This window comes from Nocardioides guangzhouensis (genome assembly GCF_004519545.1).
GTDB lineage: Bacteria > Actinomycetota > Actinomycetes > Propionibacteriales > Nocardioidaceae > Nocardioides > Nocardioides guangzhouensis.
The window spans coordinates 1-887 of the sequence record NZ_SDKM01000121.1 but is presented as its reverse complement, the minus strand read 5'-3'; the positions used below and the strand labels follow the sequence as shown (position 1 = coordinate 887).

Annotated in this window: 1 protein-coding gene; it reads right to left on the bottom strand. The window is 71.7% G+C overall.

Features of this window, described 5'->3' with window-relative positions:
• On the bottom strand, positions 1-887 hold an 887-nt coding region (locus EKO23_RS24730; protein ID WP_134721249.1), incomplete at both ends, for a transposase.

Below are 887 nucleotides of genomic sequence, written 5' to 3'. Positions count from 1 at the left end.
GTTCTTCCATAGCGCCCAGCGGGCACGTTTCAGGCTCCTGGCGTGGCCGGCGGCGACGCGTTGGGGGCGGCCGTGGGAGTGGCCCTTGGCGATGCTGCCGCCCGGCGCCCGGCGGGCGGTGTTCCAGGCCTCGCGGCGGACCGCGTCGAGGGCATCGGTGGCCCAGCGCACGATGTGGAACGGGTCCGCGCAGCGCACCGCGTGGGCACACCGGCCGGCGACCACGTCCTCGATCCAGTCCGCGCCATCGGCAGACACGTGCGTGATCTGCGCGCAGCGGTCCGGGCCGAGGGCGTCGAAGAAGGCCGTCAAGGTGGCCCGGTCGCGACCCGGTGCGGCCCACACCAGCCGGCCGGTGTCGTGGTCGACCACCACCACCAGGAACTTGTGGCCGCGTTTGTAGGAGATCTCATCGATCCCGATCCGCCTCAGGTCAGCGAACCGGTCGTGCACTGCTTCGACGTCGGCCCACACCCGCGCGATGATCGACCCCACGGTGCGCCACGCGATCCGCATCAACTCGGTGACCGCGCGCTTCGAGCACTGGGTCGCCAACCAGGCGACCTGGTCGTCGAAGGCGTAGGTATGCCCGGCACCGTGCCGAGCCCACGGCACCGCCGCCACCGTCGGCCCATGCACGGGGCAACACACCCGGGGCGCGTCGGCCTCCAGCGTCGTCTGGATGGTACCCAGATCCAGCGCCCGCCACCGTCGCCGACCCGACCCCGCGTCATAGCCCGGCGAGCGCCGCCCGCACCGGCCACACCGACCCCGGGCACGCTTGCGAGGACGAACATGAGCCACCAGCAGCCCGGCGTCCTCGTCGAACTCGATGCCCTCGATCACCATCTTCTCGACCCCCAACAGGGCACGCCATAAGGTGGCGT